Below are 19,175 nucleotides of genomic sequence, written 5' to 3'. Positions count from 1 at the left end.
GCTGCTGAGGTGGCCCCGGTGATTGAGAAGCCCGCGCCGAAAAGCGCGAAGACGACGATTGGCAACCCCAACTTCGGCATGAACATGCCGATGATGTGCAGCGCCTTCGATACCTCGATGTGGCTGAGCGCGGCCTGAAACCGCCGTTCGCCAATCAAAAACGGGACCTCAGGGTCCCGTTTTCACTTCCAGCGCCAGCGCGACGAACTCGTCCACCGGCACCTCCTCGGCGCGCCGCTGCAGGTCGAAGTGCCCGGTGTAGCCGCGCTCGGCCAGCCAGCGGCCCAGGCTGTGGCGCAGCAGCTTGCGACGCTGCGAGAAGGCGCTGGTGACCAGCGCGCCCAGCAGCGCCGGGTCCAGCCCCAACGGGGGCTTCAGCGGCTGCATGCGCACGATGGCGGAGTCCACGCGCGGCGGCGGGTCGAAGGCCTCGGGCGGCACGTCCAGCACCGACTCGATGTCGTAGCGCCACTGCAGCATCACCGACAGGCGCCCGTAGTCCTTGCCGCCGGGTGCGGCGGCCATGCGGTCCACGACTTCCTTCTGCAGCATGAAGTGCTGGTCGACGACGTCGTCCACCGCGTCCAGCAGGTGGAAGAGGATGGGCGTGGAGATGTTGTAGGGCAGGTTGCCGACGACACGCAGCTTGGCGCCCTTGGCCGCGGCAAGCGCCTTGAAGTCGACCTTGAGCACATCGCTCTCGATGACCTCGACGTCATCGCGCTTGCGCAGGCGCGCGGCAAGGTCACGGTCGAGCTCGATGACGGTCAGCGGCTTGTAGCGCGCCAGGATCGGCAGCGTCATGGCGCCCAGGCCCGGGCCGATCTCCACGACCGTTTCGCCCGGCTGCGGGTCGATCAGGTCAACGATGGCTTCGATCAGCGCCTTGTCGGTCAGGAAATGCTGACCGAAACGCTTGCGCGGGATGTGGGAACCGCTCAGTCGAGCCATTCCCGCACTTCAACGAAAGCCTTGTTGCGCAGATCCTTGACCCACTCCTGGTAGGCCTCGTCGTACTTCTGCTCACGCAGCGCGCCACGGGCCTGGTCGCGCAGCTGCTTCATCTCGACCTCGACGGTGCGCCGCTCCAGCACCTGGATCAGGTGCACGCCGAAGCGCGACATGACCGGCGGCGAGATGCCGTTCAACGGCAGCGCGTTCATCGCCTCCTCGAACTCGGGCACGAAGCCACCGGCGCCCATCCAGCCCAGGTCGCCGCCGGCTTCGGCGCTGCCGTCCTCGGAGTTGGCCTTGGCGATGTCCTCGAACTTGGCCTTACCAGTCTCGATCTGGCGCTTGAACTCGGCCAGGCGGCGGGCCGCGACCTCGGCGGTCAGCTGGGCCGACGGGCGCAGCAGCACGTGGCGGGCATGGGTCTGCGTGGCCTGCGTCAGCGACGAAGCGCCCTGGCGCTCGACCACCTTGAGGATGTGGAAGCCCGCGCCGCTGCGCAGCAGCTCCGGTGCGACCTGGCCGGTCTTCAGGCTGGCCGTGGCGTTGACGAAAATGTCGGGCAGACGGTCGGCCGGGCGCATGCCGATCTCGCCGCCGCGCGCCTTGTTGCTGTCCTCGGAGACCTCGCGGGCCACCTTGCCGAAGTCTTCGCCGCCCTTGATGCGGGCCAGCGCGGCTTCCGCGCGCGCGCGGCGCTCGGCCACCACGGCCTCCGCCGCGCCATCGGGCACCGGCACCAGCACCTGGGCCAGGTTGATCTGGCCGCCCTGCTCCAGCGCGGCGCGCTTCTTGTCGAGGTAGGCGTCGATCTCGGCGTCGGTCACCTTGATGCGGCCCTGCACCTCGCGCTCGCGCACACGCTCGGTCATCATCTGGTCGCGCAGGTTCTCGCGGAAGCTCTTGTAGTCGGTGCCGTCGGCCTTCAGGCGCTCGCGCAACTGGGCCATCGTCAGCTTGTTCTGCGCGGCGACGTTGGCGACGACACGGTCCAGCTCGGCCTCGTCGATCTTGCTGCCGTTCTCGCGCGCATAGGTGACGAGCACGCGGTCCTCGATGAGGGCCTCCAGCGCCTGCTTGCGCAGGCCGGCCGTCTCGGGCATGACCTCGCCGCGCTGGCGGGCCTCCTGGCGCAGCTTCTCGGTGCGCTGGACGACCTCGCTGGCGGCGACGACGTCCTGGTTGACGACGGCGGCGATGTAGTCCCCCGGCTGCAGTGTGGGCGTCTGGGCCGAGACGTGAAGGGCGGCCAGGGCCAGAACAAGGGGAACGAGGCGATGCATCATGGTAGGAAGTCTGAACTCGGTGAGCGGTCGGAGCTCAGCCTGCGGTAACCGGGCACATTGTCCTTCAAGACTTTCAGGGCATTGGATCCGAGCTGGGACAGGCCGACGAGCTCCAGCTGCAGCATGAAACGGGTGTTGGTTTCGGCGCGGCCGGTGGACAGCCGCTCCAGGCCGAAACGCAGCACCCAGCAGCCGGCGTCGTACTCGAAGCCGGCGACCGAATCGGTCAGCCGCTTGTCGCGCAGCGAGTACTGCACGCGGCCCGCGCTGTACCAGGCGCCGCTGCAGCTGGCGCGGCTGTCGGCGCCGCGCGACGTGACGGGCTCGCCGTAGATCGGCCACTGCCAGGCGAACTCGACCTGCTCGCTCTGCGCGCGCGCCAGCCGGTAGGCGACGCTGACGGTCTTGAACGGCCCCGGCGAGTAGCGCGCGCGCACGACCGAGCGCACCGAGCGGTTGGTCTCGGGGTTGAACTCCAGCGTGCTTTCGGCCCACCAGCGCTCGTCCAGGTGGGCGGCGGCGGCCAGCAGCAGGTCGGAGAAGCGCTGCGTGACGGGCTGGCCGTCGGGCGTGATGCGCTGGTCGCGGAACAGGAAGCGCTGCACGGCACCGACGCGCAGGATTTCCTCACCCTGGGACGCGCTGACCCAGCGGCTGGTCGCGCCGACGCTGACCGCGTGCAGGTCCGACACCCGGTCCACGCCCGAGAACGGGTTGTCCGTGTAGATGGAGTCGAAGTTGAAGTCCTTGGCCGCCGCGTCGAAGTTGGGCAGGTTGGCCTGGTCGCGGAACGGCGTGTTCACGTACAGCAGGCGCGGCTCCAGGCTCTGGCGCATCGCGCGGCCGAACAGCTTGGTGTCGCGCTCGAAGACCCAGCCGTGGTCGATGCTCAGCGTCGGGATGACGCGGCCCATGCGCTGGCGGCCGTCACTCTGCGGCCGGTCCAGGTCATAGGCGGCGGCATTGACGGACACGCGCGGGATGAACCACCAGGCCTCGCCGCCCAGCGGTGCGGCGATGTGGCCCAGCGCATGGAAACGCTGGCCGCCACGCGGCTGGCCGGGCAGCGCCGAGCCGGGCAGGTCGAAGCGGTTGTATTCCAGCTCCAGGCCGCCCTCCAGCCGCGCCTTGCGGCCCCAGGGGCGGAAGCTGTCCAGCACGGCCTCGTCGGCCGCCGTCGTCACGCGCACGCCGATCTGCGGGCTGCGCTGGTAGGGCGAGTCGAACTGCGCCAGCGCATCGGTGCCTTGCAGCGTCTGCCAGTGCTGCAGCCGGGCATAGGTGTCGATGACGCCCCAGGACAGCTCGCGCTGGCGGTTCACCGTGAAGTCGCTGGCCAGCAGCCGCGGCGTCTGGCTCTCGACGCGGCGCGACAAGTCTTTCCAGTAGTCGTCGTCGGAGACGCGCTCGCTGCGCAGCTTGTAGCGCCAGTCGCCCAGGCGGCCGTCGTTGTTGAGCTTCAGGTCCCAGCGCGAGTGGCCGAAGACGCGGTCACTGGGCAGCAGGTCGACGTTGATACGACCGGCGTGGCCGGGCTCCAGGTAGCGGAACTCGCCGTCCACGCCCACGCCGCGCTTGGACATGATGAAGGGCGTCAGCGTCGCATCGCGCTGCGGCGCGATGTTCCAGTAATAAGGCACGCCCAGCTCGAGGCCGCTGCGGTTGTCCAGGAAGATGTTGGGCGGCAGCCAGCCCGACTTGCGCGCCGAGCTGAGCGGGAAGCTCAGGGACGGCGCGGCCAGGATGGGCACGCCCAGGAAGCGCAGCACCGCGCCCTCGGCCTCGCCCTCGTTGGCGGCCAGGTCCAGGCGCAGCTGCTTGGCCGTGATCTGCCAGGCCGGCTCCTGGTCGTCCACCACCGGGCAGCTGCTGTAGCTGCCCTGGGTGGCGCTCAGGTGCTCGCTGTCCTGGAACTTGATGACATCGGCCTTGCCAGCGCCGCCGGTCGCGGCGAGGAAGAAGCTGGGCGTCAGGAACTCGCCCTCGAAGCGGCTCACGTGCAGCTGCAGCAGCGGCCCCGTGAAGACATTGCCCTGGTGGTTGATGCGCACCTGGCCTTCGGCGCGGGCAAAGTCGTCGGCGATGCGGTAGTTCAACTGGTCGGCATTGAGCAGCAGCTCGCCGTAGCGCATCTCGACGCCGCCGGAGGCCTCGGCCTGCTGATCCGTCTGCGCCGTCACCTTGTTGGCGCTGATGACCAGGGCCGGCTTGGCCCCCGGCTTCGTGCCCGACTTGGCCTGCGGGCCCAGCACGCGGCTGCTGCGCAGCGGCAGCGCCCCCTCGGGCGTGACCTGCTGCGCCGACGCCTGCCCCCAGGCGCACAGGGCCAGGGCAATCAGGATGGGCAGCGGGGCGAGGTGGGGGTGAGGATGCGAGCGCGGCACGGGCGGCGGGGGCAAGCTGCGGAAAGCTCGAAGTCAGAGGGATTTGCCGGGGCCGGCTTCTTAGAATTTCATTATCCACGAGGGCTTTCTCCCCATGACAACACCCCACGACCTGATCGCCGCGCTGCAGGCCGCGCCGGCAGACGCCGATGCGTTGATGCGCGCCGCCTGCGCCGAGCTGCGCGATCGGCCACCGGCCCAGGTGCCGCCCGACGCCACGGCCTTGCGCGCCGGCCTGGCCCGCATCGCCGAGACCGGCCTGGACGGCGTGCTGCAGCGCCTGCTGCACGATGCCCCGCACGGCTCGCCCACCGACGCGCTCGCCGCGCTGCTGCGCCCGCCCGAGCTGTCCTGGGACGAGCCGCAGGAGATCGACTGGGCCGTGCGCCACTGGGAAGCCAGCCGCGCCGCCGGCCAACTGGACGAAGAGCTGGCCGCCGACTTCGGCGAGTACTGGCACCGGCTGGAGTGGAGTGCGCTGCAGCAGCATCTGACGCTGCTCGCGAACCTCAGCGCCGGCCACCCCAACGAGCGCCGGCTGCTGGCCTACATCGCCAAGACGGCCAGCCGCTATGTCGCGTTCGGGCCGCTGAAGCGGGCCATGGAGGCCCGCTTCCCGGAGCTGTTCGACCTGGGCTTCAGCCTCAGGTGAGTCAGGGGCAGGTCGCGCACCCGGCCGCGACCAGCCACGGGTCCTTGTCCTCGCCGCCGAAGATTTCCAGCAGGAAGTCCAGGAAGGCCCGCGTGCGCGCCGGCACGTACTTGCGCGTCGGCATGCCGGCCCACAGCGTGGTGCTGAACAGCCGCCACTGCGGCATGACGCGTTCCAGCGCCTGTTCCAGCAGCGCGTCCTCGACCATGAAGCTGGGCAGGCCGGCCACGCCCAGGCCGTGCAGCGCGGCCGCGTAGTTGGTGTCCATGTGCGTGGTCGACAGCGCGGCGCGCGACGGGATGATGGGCAGCGTGATCTCCTCCTCCCCGTCGCCGCGTTGCAGCGTCAGCCCACGCATCAACGTCGGCGTGGGCGGCAGCAGCGCGTCGTGCTGCTTGAGGTCGTGCGGATGCTGCGGGCGGCCGCGCTGGTCCAGGTAGTCCGGCGACGCGCACATGATGAACTCGCTGCGCGCCAGGCGGCGCGCGATGAAGTCGCCGTCCAGCGTCTCGCGGGCCAGCAGGATGGTCAGGTCAAAGCTGTCGTCCACCGTGTCCACCGGGCCGGGCGACGTGATCTCCAGCGTGACCAGCGGGTACTCGCGGTGGAACTTGGGCAGATGCTTGGCCAACTGGTGCACGGCGATGGCCGGCGGGCACAGGATGCGCAGCAGACCGCGCACCTCCTGCGTGGCCGACGCGGCCAGCGCGGCCGCCTCGTCGACGTCGGCCATGATGCGCCGCGCCCGCTCCAGGTAGGCCTCGCCGATCTCGGTCAGCGACAGGCGCCGCGTCGTGCGGTTCAACAGGCGCGTGCCGAGGTGCTCCTCCAGCTCGGCCACCAGCCGCGTGACGACGGCCGGCGCCAGATCCAGCGCCCGGGCGGCGGCGGCAAAACTGCCCTCGTCGATGACGCGGACGAAAACCTTGATGGCGCGGAGCTGGTCCATCCGTTAGGGGTGTGCCGCCATGACCTGGGCGACGGCCGCCGTCAGCCGCTTGCCATAGGGCACATGCAGGAACTCGTTGGGCCCGTGGGCGTTGCTCTTGGGACCCAGCACGCCGCAGACCATCATCTGCGCCTTGGGGAAGCCTTTTTGCAGCATGCTCATCAGCGGGATGGTGCCGCCCTGGCCGATGTAGCCCACCGGCGCCTTGAAGTGCGCCTGGCTGGCGTCGTTCAGCGCCTGGCTGAGCCACGGCGACAAATCCGGCGTGTTCCAGCCCGTGGCGCCGTAGGCCCCCGCACGGCCGTCGGGCGTGAACGTGACCTTGGCGTTGTAGGGCGCGTTGTCCTCCAGCAGTGCCTTCAGCTCCAGCGCCGCGGCGTTGCCGTCGATCAGCGGCGGCAGGCGCAAGGACAGCTTGAAGGCCGTGTACGGCCGCAGCACGTTGCCGGCGTTCTTCAGCTCGGGGAAGCCATCGGCGCCGACCACCGACAGCGTGGGCCGCCAGGTGCGGTTCAGCAGCACCTCGACGGGGTCGGTCGTCACCGGCAGCACCGGGCCGCCGTCCGCGCCGCAGGCCCAGGGCATGCGCTTGTAGACCTCGTCCTTCAGGATGGCCGCAGTGGCCTTCGCCTGGTCCAGCCGGGCGCCCGGGATGTCGCAGTGGAAGCTCTCGGGCAGCAGCCGTCCCGTCTTGCTGTCCTCCAGCCGGTCCAGCACCTGGCGCAGGATGCGGAAGGACGACGGCACGCAGCCGGATGCGTCGCCGCTGTGGATGCCCTCGGTCAGCACCTCCACCTTCAGCACGCCCGACACCATGCCGCGCAGCGACGTCGTCAGCCACAGCTGCTCGTAGTTGCCGGCGCCGGAGTCCAGGCAGACCACCAGCGAGACATTGCCCAGGCGGGGCTTGAGGATGTCGATGTAGGCCGGCAGGTCGAAGCTGCCCGACTCCTCGCAGGTCTCGATGATGCCCACGCAGCGCGGGCGCGGGATGCCCTGCTGGTCCAGCGCCATGATGGCCGTCAGCGACGCGTAGACCGCGTAGCCGTCGTCGGCGCCGCCACGGCCGTACAGCAGGCCGTTCTCGTACTTGGGCGTCCAGGGGCCCAGGTCACTGCGCCAGCCGCTGAACTCGGGCTGCTTGTCCAGGTGGCCGTACAGCACGATGGTGTCTTCGGAGCCCGCCTTGGTGGACGGCACCTCGAAAAAGATGACCGGCGTGCGGCCGGGGATGCGCACCACCTCGAGCTTCAGGCCGGCGACCTTCTGGCTCTCCACCCAGGCGGCGGCGGTGGTCAGCACCTTCTCCAGGTGACCGTTGGCCGCCCAGTCGGCGTCGAACATCGGGCTCTTGGCCGGAATGGCGATGTAGTCGGTCAGCGCGGGGACGATTTCCTCGTCCCAGACACGCTCGGCATAGGCGCCCAGCGCGGTCGCCTCGTTGGCTTGAAGGGGCAGGTTGGGATCACGTGCGTTCATGGCGAACTCCTTGCAGCAGGCGCTTGTGGCGCAGCCGCTCAGTTTAGGCCTGCCCCGAGACAGGCGTCACGCCGCTCCGTAGAACTACGGGCGACGTTCGTCATGGGGACCGCTTAGGCTCGGCGGCAACATGACTCGTCTGCCGCTGCTCGTCCTCCTCACCCTGCTGGCGCTGCTGACCGGCTGCGCCTCCGGCCCCAAGTTCACGGTGGACGATGGCCGCAAGGTCGACGAGAACCTGCTGGCCGGCATGCGCGCCTACGGTGCCGGCGAGCGCCTGATCCGCCCGGCCATCGCCCGCAGCGCGGCGCTGCAGGACAAGGAGTGCGACAAGCAGTGGGAGCTGCCCTTCGCCGTGGCCACCAGCGCCGGCTGGAGCGCCGACGACCGCGTCGCCTGGGTGCGCGCGCTGCAGGTGGACGAGCGCCTGACCGTCATCGCCGTGACGGGTGAGTCGCCGCTGCCCATGGGCACGCGCATCAACCACGTCGCCGGCCAGACCAGCGACGACGGCGAAAAGCTGCTGGAGTGGCTGGCCGAGGCGCGCGACGCGGGCCAGCCCTTCAATGTCGGCACCGCCGCCGGCAAGCCCGTGGCCATCAAGCCCTTCCAGGTCTGCCGCGGCTACACGCGCTTTGCGCCGCCCAACACGCCGCAGCTGCAGGACTACCACTGGCTGCTCAGCCTGCACCCGCTGGAGGTGACGCAAGCCGAGCCGACGCCCGACGAGGCGCTGTGGGCGGTGCTGTGGACGCAAGGCCTGTCCGAAGAGGGCGGCGCGCGCATGAAGACCTACCACTACGCGATCAAGATCGCCGGCACGCTCTACAACCTGGCCACGCTGGCCTCGGGTGTGAAGGCCGCGGCGCTGGCGGCCGACGCCGCCCTCAGCGCGGCCAAGAGCGCCGCCGCCAACGTGGCCAGCGACTTCATCAAGCAGCAGCTCATCGAGCAGGGCCGCGCGCTGGCGGCGCAGAAGATCCGCGAAGGCCTGGTCGACGCGGCGACACAACTGACGCGCCAGCAGGTGCTCAACGTGATGCAGGCCGCCGCCGCCAACCGCGGGTCCCTCTCGGGCATCTCGCGCATCGCCGCCACCGCCTTCGAGCGCGCCGACGCCTGGGCCTTCACGCGCATGGCGGCCCTGGGCGCGCCGCCGCTGGCCGGCTTCACGCTGCACCAGAAGATGGTCGAGCGCAGCCTGGCCCAGAACGCGCTGGTCTTCGATGCCGACCGCCTGGCCGCGCTGAACAAGGTGGCGGCCGCGCGTGGCTTCGAAGCCGAGGTGGTCGCCATCCTGGGCGGCTACCGCGCCGACGCGCTGGTGGCCAGCATCGGCGCGATGCCGCTGGCCTCGGCCCAGACCAGCTTCTCGTTCGACAGCCCCGACGACCCCGGTGCCGGCCGCTTCTCGCGCGGCCTCATCGACGCGATGCTGGACATGCCGGCCGAGTCCGCCGCGCGCAAGAAATGAAGACGCTCGCCCCCGCCCTGCTGCTGGTCGCCGCGGCCCTGACCGGCCAGGCCCAGACGCCGCCCGAAGCGGCGGCCTCCGCCGCGTTCCCCCCGTTTGCCGCCGAGGCCGCAGCGTCCGAGCCGACACCGGCGCCCGGCCCGCCGCCGCCCAGCTGCGCGCAGCTGACCAGCCGCGCGCTGTCGGCCGACCTGCGCGCCGCCACCGCGCAGTCGCAGAACCAGGCGCTGCAGGCCCAGGTCAAGCTCTACGACGAGGCCGTGGCGCAGTGGGGCGCGGCGATCGCCGCCTGCGACGGCCGCGCCCGCGAGCGCGCGCAGCGCAACCTGGCCGACAGCCAGAAGACGCATGACGCGCTGGCCGAGAAGCTGCAGTCCGGCAGCCAGTGCGAGAGCGCCCACCGCGACGCCGGCGCGCTGCAGGAGCTGGCGCGCGGCGCCTTCAGCGAGCGCCGCTTCACCGAGGCGGCCAGCCTGTACCGCAAGGCCGAAGGCATGTGGGAGCTGGCCGCCGAGCAATGCAGCGGCAGCCAGCAGCAGACGGCCCAGCGGCGCCGCGAGCAGAGCGAGATCGACGGCCACAACGCCGAGTTCTGCGCGCCGCCGTTCGAGCGCGCCCGCGAGTTCTCGACCAAGCTGCGCAACAGCGCCGCCGCGCTGCCGCTGGCCGAGCGCCAGACGCAGAGCCAGATCGGCGAGACGCTGTGGCGCGACACGGCCGGCCTGTGCAAGGGCAGCGCGCAGGAGCTGGCCATGAACAACGCCCAGGCCCTGGCGCGCGAGCGCGGCACGCCCTGGGTCGCCTCGCCCTTGCCCGGCGCGCCGCCCACGGCGGCCGCGCCCGCAACGGCCGTCGCCGCCGCACCCAAGCCATCGGCCACGGCGCCCACGAGCAAGCCCGCCGCGACGACCGCGCCACCGGCGGCGATAGCGGCCGCCACCGTGCCGCTACGCCAGGCCGCCGCCGCGCCGATCACGCCGCCGATCACGCCGCTGGCCACGCCCGCCGCCACGGTGCCGGCCGCCGAACCCAAGCTCTTCGACCGCACGGCCGGCGACACGCGCTACGTCGGCCAGTTCGTGCGCAACGACGACGACACCGTCACCGGCACCGGCCGCGTCGAGTGGAAGAACGGCGATGTCTACGAAGGCCCGCTGGTGCGCAGCCAGCGCCACGGCGTCGGCGAGATCCGCTGGGCTGCCGGCCAGCGCTACAGGGGCGAATGGATCACCGACCGCGCCACCGGCCGCGGCCTGATGGTGTTTGCCAACGGCAACCAGTTCGACGGCACCGTGGTGGAAGGCCAGCCTGAGGGCGAAGGCAAGCTGACCTATGCGTCGGGCGACGTCTACACCGGCCAGGTCCGCAACGGCCTGCCGCACGGCAAGGGCAGCTACGTCTGGATGAGCGGCCAGCGCTATGAGGGCGAATGGGTCAATGACAAGCCGCAAGGCCAGGGCCGGATGCGCTTCTCCAACGGCAACCAGTACGAAGGCCAGCTGGCCGCGGGGCTGCCGCAGGGCCGGGGCCGCATGGTGTTCCCCAGCGGCGACATCTACGAAGGCCAGTTCGAGGCCGGCAAGGCGCACGGCGACGGCAAGTACGCGTGGAAGAGCGGCGAGCGCTACGAAGGCGCCTGGGCACGCGGCCTGAAGCATGGCCACGGCATCTTCCACTGGCCCACCGGCGACCGCTGGGAAGGCGTGTTCAAGGACGATGAGCGCACCGACGACGGCTTCATCGTCCGCAAAGGCAACTGACAGGCTCGTCAGCTACGCTCACCGCATCCCCCATTTGGAGACTCACGATGAAGACCCTGCTCACCGCCGCCGCCCTTGCCATCGCCTTTGCCGCCCCGGCCGCCGAGGCACGCACCGTCAAGCACCAGGCCGGCAGCCACGCCAGCAGCCCCGTGCAGGCCAAGAGCGCCACCAAGAAGGCCGGCAAGACCAAGCACAAGAAGTCGACGAAGAAGGCCTCGCACAAGGCTGCCTGAGCCGACCCGTCCTGAATCAGGCGGCCTCCGAGCGAGCGGCCGCCTGCATGCGTTGAGCGGCGTGGATCGCCAGAGGCCCGCCTTGGACTGCCGCCGCCATCACTCCCGCTCGAACTTGAACACCGCCACGCTGGCCATCAGGTTGGGCAGGCTGCGCACGACGCGGCCCTCCTGCAGGCCGAAGGCATCCAGGATCTTCAGGTGGTTCTTGCGCGCCAGCACGCCGAAGTCGGCGAACGTGCCGACGCGGATGTTGGGCGTGTCGTACCACTCGTAGGGCAGCGCCCGCGTGACGGGCATGCGGCCGAACAGCACCTGCAGCCGGTTGGGCCAGTGGGCGAAGTTGGGGAAGCTGACGATGCCCATCTTGCCCACCCGCGCCGTCTCCTTCAGCATGGCCTCGGCATTGCGCAGGTTCTGCAGCGTCTCCAGCTGCAGCACGACGTCGAAGCTCTGGTCCTCGAAGATGGCCAGGCCCTCTTCCAGGTTGCGCTGGATGACGCTGACGCCGCGTTTCATGCAGGCCAGCAGGTTGGCGTCGTCCAGCTCCACGCCGTAGCCCGTGCAGCCCTTGTGCTTGATGAGGTGCTCCAGCAGCTCGCCGGTGCCGCAGCCCAGGTCCAGCACGCGTGAGCCGGGCGGCACCAGCGCCGCGATCGCGGGGTCGAAACTCATGGGTGCCCCCTTCGGCCTGCGGTCTGTCCCCCCAAGGGGGAGCGAGCTTGCTTGGGGCGGCCGGGCGCTGCGCTCATATCGCCACTCCCTTGAACTGCAGCACCGCGGGCCGCGCCAGTCCGTCGGCGATGCGCTCGAAATAGGCCCGCAGCACACCGTGGTAACGCGGGTCGTCGAGCAGGAAGGCGTCGTGGCCGTGCGGCGCGTCGATCTCGGCGTAGCTGACGTCCAGCCGGTTGTCGAGCAGCGCCTTGACGATTTCGCGCGAGCGGTCCGGCGAGAAGCGCCAGTCGGTCGTGAAGCTGGCGATGAGGAACTTGGCCCGGGCGGCGGCGAAGGCGCGCGTCAGGTCGCCGCCATGTTCGGCCGCGGGGTCGAAGTAGTCCAGCGCACGCGTGATCAACAGGTAGGTGTTGGCGTCGAAGTAGTCGCTGAACTTGTCGCCCTGGTAGCGCAGATAGCTTTCGATCTGGAACTCGATCTCCTGCGTCGAATACCCCAGCGCGCCGTCCTTGCCGCCCTTGAGTTCGCGGCCGAACTTCTCGGCCATCACGTCGTCGGAGAGATACGTGATGTGGCCGATCATGCGCGCCACGCGCAGGCCGCGCTTGGGCACCACGCCGTGCTCGTAGAAATGGCCGCCGTGGAAGTCGGGGTCGGTCACGATGGCGCGGCGGGCCACCTCGTTGAAGGCGATGTTCTGCGCCGACAGGTTGGGCGCCGTCGCGATGGCGATGCAGTGCCCGACCCGGTCCGGGTAGCGCAGCGCCCAGTCCAGCGCCTGCATGCCGCCCAAGCTGCCGCCCAGCACGGCCGCCAGCTTCAGGATGCCGAAACGCTCGACGAGGCGGGCCTGGGCGTCGACCCAGTCCTGCACGGTGACGACCGGGAAGTCCGCGCCCCAGGCCTTGCCGGTCGCCGGGTTCACGTGCATGGGCCCGGTGGAGCCGAAGCAGGAGCCCAGGTTGTTGACGCCGATGACGAAGAACTTGTCTGTGTCCAGCGCCTTGCCCGGGCCGATCAGGTTGTCCCACCAGCCTTCGCTCTTGGGCTGGCCGGCGTAGGTGCCCGCGACATGGTGGCTGGCGTTCAGCGCGTGACAGACCAGCACCGCATTGCTGCGCTCGGCGTTCAGCTGGCCGTAGGTCTCGACCGTCAGGTCGTACTCGGCCAGCGCCGCGCCGCTGCGCAGCGGCAGCGGTTCGTCGAAATGAAAACTCTGCGGCGATACCTCGCCGACGCTTCGGCCCGTCATGGCCCACTCCAAATGAAAAACCGGCGCCACTGTTGCGGACGCCGGTTGACTCGGAGTCCTGTTTAGCGGCATTTGTAGAGCGCCCGCAATCCGGAACAAATCGGCGCTGAAGCGGCCATTCTAGGCCGTCCGATCACCCCTGTCCGTCGAGGCGGAACTGCGCCACCGCGCCGGTCAGCAGCTGCAGCTGCTGACGCAGGCTGTCGGCTGCCGCCGCGGATTCCTCCACCAGCGCCGCGTTCTGCTGCGTCATGTGGTCCAGCTGGTTGACGGCGCCGTTGATCTGGCCGATGCGCGCGCTCTGGTCGGCCGCCCCCGTGGCGACCTCGCCGATCATGTCGCTGACCTTCTGCACGTTGTCGACGATCTCCTGCATCGTCGTGCCGGCATGCTGCACGAGGCGGCTGCCCGTCTCGGTGCGCTCGAGGCTGGCGGCGATCAACGACTTGATCTCGCGCGCCGCTTCCGCCGAGCGCTGCGCCAGCAGGCGCACCTCGCTGGCGACGACCGCGAAGCCGCGCCCCTGCTCGCCCGCGCGGGCCGCCTCGACGGCCGCGTTCAAGGCCAGGATGTTGGTCTGGAAGGCGATGCTGTCGATCAGCCCCAGGATGTCACCGATGCGGCGCGAGCTGGTGTTGATCTCGTTCATCGTCGCGACGACATCCGCCACCTCCTGGCCACCGCGGCGCGCGACCTCGGCCGCGCCCTCGGCCAGTTGGCGGGCCTTGCCGGCGGCATCGGCGCCGTGGCGCACGCCGCTGGTCAGGTCTTCCATGGAGCTGGTCGTCTGCTGCAGGCTGGAGGCTGCCTGCTCGGTGCGCTGGCTCAGGTCCTGGTTGCCCGAGGCCACCTCGCTGCTGGCCGTCTCAATGCTCTGCGCCGACGTCTTCACCTGCCGCACCAGGTCGCGCAGGCTGGACTGCATCGCATCAAGTGCGCGCAGCAGGTCCGACGCCTCGTCGCGGCCGACGATGCGGATGTCGTTGTTCAGGTCGCCGCCGGCGATGGACTGCGCCACCGTGCCGGCATAGCGCATGGGGCTGGTGATGGTGGCCGAGTTGATCAGCGTCAGCGGCACCACCAGCACCATGACCAGCACCAGCACGGCCAGCGAGCGCCAGCCGATGCGGCCCAGCTCGGCGGCGAACTCGGCCTCGGAGGCCTTGGCCTGCGCGTCGATGAGGCCGGCCACGCGCTCGACGCGCTGCTCGATCTCGCGCATCGCCGCCTTGGGGCGGTTCAGCATGCGGTCGGCCACCTTGGCGGTGTCGAAGCCGCCGGCCTCGATCTGGTTGAGCACCGGCTGCGCGGCCGTGCGGTAGTCCTGCAGGAACTTCAGCGCCTCCGTGGCCAGCGCCTTGTTGTCCTCCTGCTTGCCTTCCTGCAAGCCCTTCAGCGCCGCGGCCAGGCGCTGCGCGGCGGCGTCCCAGCGCTGGCGGAACTGCTTGACCTGCTCGGGCGTCTCGTAGGCGATGACCATCTCCTTCTCCTCCAGCCGCACATCGGCCAGCGCCTGGCGGATGGCACTGAGCTGCTGCAGGTCGTGCATCGCATGCGTCGTCACGTCGGCATTCAGCGCCATCAGCTGGCGGCCGCCGAGCAGGCCCGTCACGCCCAGCGCGGCAAACATCAGCAGCACCATCAAGATGGCGCCCTGCATGCGGGTGCGGATGGTGAAGCTGCGCATCCAGGTGGCGAGGTCCATGGTCTTGTCTCCTAGCAGGCCGCTCGGGCGCGGTCGGGTCTGTTGGCTCTGCATGCTAATGAAGCGGTCACTGAAGGCAAGAGACCTTTTGCCGCATCTTGCAGTTACTGAACACTTGACCAATAATTACCGCATGCCCCGCCCCAGCCAGGATCAGGACCAGGCCTTGCTCGCCGCCGGCGCCGCGCTCTACCCCGAGTTCGGCTGCGCCGGCCTGTCGGTGCGCCGCGTCGCCGAGGCCGCGGGCGTGAACCCGGCCATGGTCCATTACCACTTCGGCAGCAAGGACGGCTTCCTGCGCGCGCTGCTGCAGCGGCATTACGAGGAGATGTTCAGCGCGCTGTCGCTGAACAGCCAGGGCGAGGCCGACGTGATGGAGCGCCTGGCCGCGGCCCTGCTGGGCGTGGCCCGCTTCGTGCGCGAGCACCGGCCGCTGATCGCGCGCGTCTGGGCCGACGCGCAAGGCGGCCAGGCCGTGGCGCAGGACTTCCTGCGCGCCAACGCGCCGCGCCACCTGGGCGTGCTGATGGCGCTGATGCAGGAGGCCGAGGCCCAGGGCCGCCTGGCGCCGCAGCCGCTGCTGACGCGCTTTTCCTTCCTGATGGGCGCGGTGGTCGCGCCGGTCGTGCTGGCCGGCGGCATGTTGACGGTCAAGGCCGTGCCCGCGCTGCTGCTGGCCGCCGTCGAAGGCGAGGTGATGTCGGACGCGGCGCTGCAGCGGCGCATCGAATGGGCCTTGCTGGGGCTGTCCAGCGGCGTGTGAGGAGATGAGATGACGCGAGTGGGCCTGCTGTTGATCCCCGCCTTGCTCGCCGGCTGCGGCGACAAGCCGCCCGACGGCTGGACGGGCTATGCCGAGGCGGAGCTGGTCTACATCGCGCCACCGGTGGCGGGCCGGCTGACGACGTTGGCCGTGCGCTCCGGCGAGGCGGTGGCCGCGGGCCAGGCACTGTTCGAGCTGGACGCCACGCCCGAGCTGGCGGCCGATGCCGAGGCGCTGGCCCGCGCGCAGAGCGCCCGTGCCCAGGCGCAGGACACCGACAAGGGCCGACGTGCGCCCGAGGTGGCCGTCACGCGCGCACAGCTGGACCAGGCCCGCGCGGCGGAACGCCTCGCCGGCATCGACCTGGCGCGCCAGCAACAGCTGCTGACCCAGGGCTTCGTCGCCAAGTCGCGCGTGGATGACGCGATGACCACGCTGACCCGGGCGCGCGCGCGCGTCGCCGAACTGGAGGCCGCGCTGACCGTGGCTCAGCTGCCTGCGCGCGAGGACGAACGCAGCGCCGCCCGCGCACTGGCCGATGCCGCGCAGAGTGGCCGCGCGCAGACGGCCTGGCGCGTCGAGCAAAAGCGCCAGAGCGCGCCCATGCCGGCGCGCGTGCAGGACGTCTTCATGCGGCCAGGCGAATGGGTGGCGGCCGGCCAGCCCGTGCTGGCGCTGCTGCCGCCGGCCAACCGCAAGGCGCGCTTCTACGTGCCGCAGTCGGCGGTGGGCGGGCTCAAGCTCGATGCGACGGTGCAGCTTCGCTGCGACGGCTGCGGCGCGGCGATTCCGGCGCGCATCAGCTTCATCGCCGCCGGCCCCGAGTACACGCCGCCGGTCATCTACTCCAACCAGCAGCGCGACAAGCTGGTGTTTCTCGTCGAGGCGCGGCCGCTGAAGGCCGAGGATGCGGAACGGCTGCACCCGGGCCAGCCGCTGGACGTGTCGCCGTGACCGAGCTGGCCATCGACGTCAAGGGACTGAGCAAGTCCTACGCAGGCCGCAAGGTCGTCGACGGCGTGGACCTGCAGGTCGCCACCGGCCGCATCGTCGGCTTCCTGGGCCCCAACGGCAGCGGCAAGACCACGTCGCTGCGCATGTTGTGCGGCCTGCTGACACCCGATGCCGGCGAGGGCCGGGTGCTGGGCCTGGACTTCCGCCGCCAGGCCGCCGAGGTCAAGCGCCAGGTCGGCTACATGACGCAGAAGTTCGGCCTCTACGAGGACTTGTCGATACGCGAGAACCTCGACTTCGTCGCGCGGCTGTTCTCGATGCCCAACCGGCGCGAGGCGGTGGACGGTGCGCTGGAGCGCCTGGGCCTGGCCAGCCGCCAGAAGCAGCTGGCCGGCACGCTGTCCGGCGGCTGGAAGCAGCGCTTGGCGCTGGCCGCCTGCCTGCTGCACCAGCCGCGCCTGCTGCTGCTGGACGAGCCCACGGCCGGCGTGGACCCCAAGGCGCGGCGCGAGTTCTGGGACCAGATCCACCAGCTCGCGCAGGAGGGCATCACCGTGCTGGTCTCCACGCACTACATGGACGAGGCCGAGCGCTGCGACGAGCTGGTCTACATCGCCTACGGCCGCGTGCTGGCGCGCGGCACGGCGGCGTCCGTCGTGCAGGAGGCCGGCGCCAAGGACCTGGAGGACGCCTTCGTCAAGCTGGTCAGCCAGGCGACCGACAACTTCGCCGAGGCCGCCTCCTGATGCAAGCCCTGGCCCGCATGTTCGCCATCGCGCTGAAGGAGGTGCAGCAGATGCTGCGCGACCGCCTGACCTTCGCGATGGCGGTGGGCGTGCCCATCATGCAGCTGGTGTTGTTCGGCTATGCGATCAACACCGACCCCAAGGGCCTGCCCACGGCCATCATCAGCCAGGACACCAGCCCGATGGCGCGCAGCCTGGTCGCGGCGCTGCAGACCAGCGGCTATTTCCGCGTCGTCGAGAGCGGCATCGCGGAGTCGCGCGGCGACGCGCTGCTGCAAAGCGGCGACATCCAGTTCCTCGTCGTTGTGCCGGCCGACTTTGGCGCCCGCGTCGTGCGTGGTGAGAAGCCGGCCGTGCTGATCGCCGCCGACGCGACCGACCCTTCCGCCGGCGGCAATGCCATCGCCGCGTTGAGCCAGCTCGGCGCCACCGCGCTGAACCGCGACCTGCGCGGCGCGCTGGCGCCCCGCGCACCGCAGCCGCCGCCGTTCGAGGTGCGCATCCAGCGCCGCTACAACCCCGAGGGCTTGTCGCGCTACAACATCGTGCCCGGGCTGGTGGGCACCATCCTGACGATGACCATGGTCATGCTGACCGCGCTGGCGATGACGCGTGAGCGCGAGCGCGGCACGATGGAGAACCTGCTGGCCACGCCGGTGCGGCCCATCGAGGTCATGGCCGGCAAGATCCTGCCCTACGTCGTGCTGGGCTATGTGCAGCTGGGCGTGATCCTGGGCGCGGCCTTCCTGCTGTTCGACGTGCCCATGGTGGGCAGCGTCGCGCTGCTGCTGGCCATGATCGGCGTCTTCATGCTGGCCAACCTGGGCGTGGGCTTCACGTTCTCGACGCTGGCCCGCAACCAGCTGCAGGCGCTGCAGCTGACGTTCTTCTTCTTCCTGCCGTCCATGCTGCTGTCGGGCTTCATGTTCCCGTTCCGCGGCATGCCGGGCTGGGCGCAGACGCTGGGCGAGGCGTTGCCGCTGACGCACTTCCTGCGCATCGTGCGCGGCGTCATGCTGAAGGGCTCGGGCGCGGCCGAGCTGGCCCCGGAGCTGTGGCCCATGCTGGCCTTCCTGGCCATGGCCGGCGGCATCGCGCTGCTGCGCTACCGACGCACGGTGGACTGAGCCCCCGCTAGGCGGCCAGCACGCCCGGCCTTCTGCGGACATAGGGCAGCGCAAACAGATACAGGCCGGAGAACAGCTGCAGGAACAGCGGCGGCAGCGGCGCGTAGGTGATCCACGGCGCCGGCTCGCCGGCCTGCAGCGCGCGGGCAATGAAGTTGGCAAGCACCGTGAGCGTGAAGACGATGGACAGCCAGCGGTGACTTTGCCGCATCCAGCGCTCGATGGCGGCGCCAGGCCGGCGGGTCGGGGACGAGGGAAGCCTGCGATCGTTCATGAGGGGTCTCCTTGAGAGAGCCCCATTGGACGCACCGGGTGCCCGCGCCGCTTCTTGAATCCTGATCGATTGAGGCCGCTCAGGGGCCGACCGCTCAGCGCTGCTGTTGCTGCTGCATCTGCGCCAGCAGCTCAGCCATCTTCTGCTGCACCGCCTGCATGGCTTTCAGCGGCCGGACCATGACCTTGAAGTCGGTGATCTGCCCCGCGTCATTCCAGCGGATCAGGTCCACGCCGTTGACCTGCACGCCGTCCAGCGCCAGCTCGAACTCCAGCAGCGCATCGTGCTCGCCGCGGATCTCGCGCACGTAGCGGAACGTCTCGTTGCCCAGGATCATCAGCGCCGCGCTGAGGTATTGCGTCGCCAGCACGCGGCCGCGCTGCGGCGTGTGCACGACGGGCGAGTGGAAGACGACGTCCTCGGCCAGCAGCGCGGCCAAGGCGTGCGGGTTGCGGGCTTTGGCCAGCGCATGCCAGGCGTCGATGGGATGGGTCATGGAACTCCT

17 protein-coding genes, 1 pseudogene and 1 riboswitch are annotated in these 19,175 nt (G+C 70.3%); of the genes and pseudogenes, 8 read left to right on the top strand and 10 right to left on the bottom strand.

Features of this window, described 5'->3' with window-relative positions; all coding sequences use genetic code 11:
* Positions 1-168: 168 nt before the first annotated feature.
* From rsmA to AC1D29_RS17360, 3 genes are read right to left on the bottom strand one after another with little or no spacing between them, the layout of a single operon-like run.
* Positions 169-951, bottom strand: a complete 783-nt coding sequence (rsmA, locus tag AC1D29_RS17370) for a 16S rRNA (adenine(1518)-N(6)/adenine(1519)-N(6))-dimethyltransferase RsmA (RefSeq protein ID WP_477899623.1) — start codon at positions 949-951, stop codon at positions 169-171.
* Complete coding sequence (locus AC1D29_RS17365) at positions 939-2,237, bottom strand: peptidylprolyl isomerase (protein WP_477899621.1); 1,299 nt, start codon at positions 2,235-2,237, stop codon at positions 939-941. Before AC1D29_RS17365 ends, rsmA begins: the two co-directional genes overlap by 13 nt.
* Positions 2,234-4,636 (bottom strand): LPS-assembly protein LptD, encoded by a 2,403-nt coding sequence (locus tag AC1D29_RS17360; RefSeq protein WP_477899619.1) that lies wholly within the window; start codon positions 4,634-4,636, stop codon positions 2,234-2,236. The genes AC1D29_RS17365 and AC1D29_RS17360 overlap by 4 nt, the downstream gene beginning before the upstream one ends.
* Before the next feature lie 79 nt (positions 4,637-4,715).
* Here AC1D29_RS17360 and AC1D29_RS17355 point away from each other — a divergent pair, with 79 nt between their 5' ends.
* Positions 4,716-5,273, top strand: a complete 558-nt coding sequence (locus AC1D29_RS17355; protein ID WP_477899617.1) for a hypothetical protein — start codon at positions 4,716-4,718, stop codon at positions 5,271-5,273.
* Position 5,274: 1 nt separating this feature from the next.
* Here AC1D29_RS17355 and AC1D29_RS17350 read toward each other — a convergent pair whose 3' ends face one another.
* Both AC1D29_RS17350 and AC1D29_RS17345 read right to left on the bottom strand, forming a co-directional pair.
* Positions 5,275-6,222 carry a LysR family transcriptional regulator gene (locus tag AC1D29_RS17350; RefSeq protein WP_477899615.1) on the bottom strand — a complete coding sequence of 316 codons (948 nt, stop codon included), beginning with the start codon at positions 6,220-6,222 and terminating at the stop codon, positions 5,275-5,277.
* Between the two features lie 3 nt (positions 6,223-6,225).
* On the bottom strand, positions 6,226-7,701 hold the full coding sequence (locus AC1D29_RS17345; protein ID WP_477899613.1) for a M20 family metallopeptidase: 1,476 nt from the start codon (positions 7,699-7,701) through the stop codon (positions 6,226-6,228).
* A gap of 130 nt (positions 7,702-7,831) precedes the next feature.
* Between AC1D29_RS17345 and AC1D29_RS17340 the strand changes: the two genes are divergently transcribed.
* From AC1D29_RS17340 to AC1D29_RS17330, 3 genes are read left to right on the top strand one after another with little or no spacing between them, the layout of a single operon-like run.
* Positions 7,832-9,175 (top strand): hypothetical protein, encoded by a 1,344-nt coding sequence (locus AC1D29_RS17340; protein ID WP_477899611.1) that lies wholly within the window; start codon positions 7,832-7,834, stop codon positions 9,173-9,175.
* Complete coding sequence (locus AC1D29_RS17335) at positions 9,172-10,935, top strand: MORN repeat-containing protein (RefSeq protein WP_477899609.1); 1,764 nt, start codon at positions 9,172-9,174, stop codon at positions 10,933-10,935. Before AC1D29_RS17340 ends, AC1D29_RS17335 begins: the two co-directional genes overlap by 4 nt.
* 47 nt (positions 10,936-10,982) lie before the next feature.
* A complete protein-coding gene (locus AC1D29_RS17330) occupies positions 10,983-11,171 on the top strand; it encodes a hypothetical protein (RefSeq protein ID WP_477899607.1) in 189 nt (62 codons plus the stop codon).
* Positions 11,172-11,270: 99 nt separating this feature from the next.
* On the opposite strand, the gene metW is transcribed toward AC1D29_RS17330, so the two are convergent.
* The 3 genes from metW to AC1D29_RS17315 all read right to left on the bottom strand — a co-directional run bounded on the left by metW (position 11,271) and on the right by AC1D29_RS17315 (position 14,806).
* A complete protein-coding gene (gene metW / locus AC1D29_RS17325) occupies positions 11,271-11,846 on the bottom strand; it encodes a methionine biosynthesis protein MetW (protein ID WP_477899605.1) in 576 nt (191 codons plus the stop codon).
* A 73-nt stretch (positions 11,847-11,919) separates the two neighbouring features.
* Positions 11,920-13,101, bottom strand: coding sequence for a homoserine O-succinyltransferase MetX (metX, locus tag AC1D29_RS17320; RefSeq protein WP_477899603.1), 1,182 nt, complete (start codon positions 13,099-13,101; stop codon positions 11,920-11,922).
* 41 nt (positions 13,102-13,142) lie between these two features.
* A riboswitch (SAM riboswitch) is annotated at positions 13,143-13,218 on the bottom strand.
* Positions 13,219-13,234: 16 nt separating this feature from the next.
* Positions 13,235-14,806 (bottom strand): methyl-accepting chemotaxis protein, encoded by a 1,572-nt coding sequence (locus AC1D29_RS17315; RefSeq protein ID WP_477899602.1) that lies wholly within the window; start codon positions 14,804-14,806, stop codon positions 13,235-13,237.
* Positions 14,807-14,939: 133 nt separating this feature from the next.
* Between AC1D29_RS17315 and AC1D29_RS17310 the strand changes: the two genes are divergently transcribed.
* From AC1D29_RS17310 to AC1D29_RS17295, 4 genes and pseudogenes are all read left to right on the top strand, one after another.
* Positions 14,940-15,569, top strand: a complete 630-nt coding sequence (locus AC1D29_RS17310; protein ID WP_477899600.1) for a TetR/AcrR family transcriptional regulator — start codon at positions 14,940-14,942, stop codon at positions 15,567-15,569.
* A 9-nt stretch (positions 15,570-15,578) separates the two neighbouring features.
* Positions 15,579-16,523, top strand: coding sequence for an HlyD family secretion protein (locus tag AC1D29_RS17305; protein ID WP_477899598.1), 945 nt, complete (start codon positions 15,579-15,581; stop codon positions 16,521-16,523).
* Positions 16,520-17,182, top strand: a pseudogene (gene ccmA, locus AC1D29_RS17300) (heme ABC exporter ATP-binding protein CcmA); the annotation flags it as partial. The gene AC1D29_RS17305 and the pseudogene ccmA, both read left to right, overlap by 4 nt.
* A gap of 86 nt (positions 17,183-17,268) precedes the next feature.
* Complete coding sequence (locus tag AC1D29_RS17295; protein WP_477899596.1) at positions 17,269-18,396, top strand: ABC transporter permease; 1,128 nt, start codon at positions 17,269-17,271, stop codon at positions 18,394-18,396.
* A gap of 7 nt (positions 18,397-18,403) precedes the next feature.
* Here the strand turns inward: AC1D29_RS17295 and AC1D29_RS17290 are convergent, their stop codons facing one another.
* Together AC1D29_RS17290 and AC1D29_RS17285 are read right to left on the bottom strand one after the other, a co-directional pair.
* Entirely contained in the window at positions 18,404-18,670 is a 267-nt protein-coding gene (locus AC1D29_RS17290) for a hypothetical protein (RefSeq protein WP_477899594.1), read from the bottom strand.
* Between the two features lie 94 nt (positions 18,671-18,764).
* Complete coding sequence (locus AC1D29_RS17285; protein WP_477899592.1) at positions 18,765-19,166, bottom strand: nuclear transport factor 2 family protein; 402 nt, start codon at positions 19,164-19,166, stop codon at positions 18,765-18,767.
* Between the last annotated feature and the right edge of the window lie 9 nt (positions 19,167-19,175).

The organism is Roseateles sp. P1_C6, assembly GCF_056406315.1.
Note: the sequence above shows the minus strand (reverse complement) of the source record. Positions and strands in the feature narration are given on the sequence as shown.

Coding starts and splice junctions, on each gene's coding strand:
- rsmA (WP_477899623.1), bottom strand. CDS start 951: ATGGCTCGACTGAGCGGTTCCCACATCCCGCGCAAGCGTTTCGGTCAG.
- AC1D29_RS17365 (WP_477899621.1), bottom strand. CDS start 2,237: ATGATGCATCGCCTCGTTCCCCTTGTTCTGGCCCTGGCCGCCCTTCAC.
- AC1D29_RS17355 (WP_477899617.1), top strand. CDS start 4,716: ATGACAACACCCCACGACCTGATCGCCGCGCTGCAGGCCGCGCCGGCA.
- AC1D29_RS17350 (WP_477899615.1), bottom strand. CDS start 6,222: ATGGACCAGCTCCGCGCCATCAAGGTTTTCGTCCGCGTCATCGACGAG.
- AC1D29_RS17345 (WP_477899613.1), bottom strand. CDS start 7,701: ATGAACGCACGTGATCCCAACCTGCCCCTTCAAGCCAACGAGGCGACC.
- AC1D29_RS17340 (WP_477899611.1), top strand. CDS start 7,832: ATGACTCGTCTGCCGCTGCTCGTCCTCCTCACCCTGCTGGCGCTGCTG.
- AC1D29_RS17335 (WP_477899609.1), top strand. CDS start 9,172: ATGAAGACGCTCGCCCCCGCCCTGCTGCTGGTCGCCGCGGCCCTGACC.
- AC1D29_RS17330 (WP_477899607.1), top strand. CDS start 10,983: ATGAAGACCCTGCTCACCGCCGCCGCCCTTGCCATCGCCTTTGCCGCC.
- metW (WP_477899605.1), bottom strand. CDS start 11,846: ATGAGTTTCGACCCCGCGATCGCGGCGCTGGTGCCGCCCGGCTCACGC.
- metX (WP_477899603.1), bottom strand. CDS start 13,101: ATGACGGGCCGAAGCGTCGGCGAGGTATCGCCGCAGAGTTTTCATTTC.
- AC1D29_RS17315 (WP_477899602.1), bottom strand. CDS start 14,806: ATGGACCTCGCCACCTGGATGCGCAGCTTCACCATCCGCACCCGCATG.
- AC1D29_RS17310 (WP_477899600.1), top strand. CDS start 14,940: ATGCCCCGCCCCAGCCAGGATCAGGACCAGGCCTTGCTCGCCGCCGGC.
- AC1D29_RS17305 (WP_477899598.1), top strand. CDS start 15,579: ATGACGCGAGTGGGCCTGCTGTTGATCCCCGCCTTGCTCGCCGGCTGC.
- AC1D29_RS17295 (WP_477899596.1), top strand. CDS start 17,269: ATGCAAGCCCTGGCCCGCATGTTCGCCATCGCGCTGAAGGAGGTGCAG.
- AC1D29_RS17290 (WP_477899594.1), bottom strand. CDS start 18,670: ATGAACGATCGCAGGCTTCCCTCGTCCCCGACCCGCCGGCCTGGCGCC.
- AC1D29_RS17285 (WP_477899592.1), bottom strand. CDS start 19,166: ATGACCCATCCCATCGACGCCTGGCATGCGCTGGCCAAAGCCCGCAAC.